The sequence below is a fragment of the Lactobacillus sp. 23-2 genome (genome assembly GCF_044902225.1).
Taxonomy (GTDB): domain Bacteria; phylum Bacillota; class Bacilli; order Lactobacillales; family Lactobacillaceae; genus Lactobacillus; species Lactobacillus absianus.
In genome coordinates this window covers 1-592 of the sequence record NZ_JAOQBX010000070.1, presented here as the reverse complement: position 1 = coordinate 592, position 592 = coordinate 1, and the positions used below count along the sequence as shown (strand labels likewise).

Sequence of the window (592 nt, the reverse complement as noted above, 5' to 3'; positions counted from 1 at the left end):
TTGCCGTCTGGATCTACCGGTACGACGCTGCCGTTTGGAGTGTAGACAACGGTGTCACTTACTTCTGGATTGTCTGGGGTTGCTGTCTTCCCACCAGCTTGTTTCTTATCAGCAGTATGGCCTTTAACCACTGGAGTATCGACCGAACCAAAAGCATCCTCATTCTTGTTCCAAGAGCTTACCGTTGACTTGCCAGTCACCTTGTCAACCGTAACCGTTCTAGTGAAGGCATCCTTGTGCGTAGTGACATTGTCTTCAGGAGTATCTGTGCCAGCTCCTTCGTAATGAACCGTTTGCTTGGTATCCTTGACTAAATTGTCGCGCTTTACACCGTCACCATATACAGGACTATTTGGATCATTTGGATTGATCTTATCACCTGGATTTACTGGATTCTTATCATTAGGAGTGATCGTTACATGCGCGTGCTTCAGGTGCACCTCGTAGCTTTGGTCCACGCGGCTGTCATTGTCGAAGACAACGTCCTGGCCATGGGTACTGTCTGATACGAACTCATAGCCCTTGTTTTCGTAGTCTTCGATGCTTGATTTGGTGTTGTACCCGGAATCTGCGCCCGAGTCGCCGCCCTCGC

1 pseudogene is annotated in these 592 nt (G+C 49.2%); it reads right to left on the bottom strand.

Annotated features, from left to right (window positions below):
• Positions 1–592, bottom strand: a pseudogene (locus OCH80_RS10190) (hypothetical protein); the annotation flags it as partial.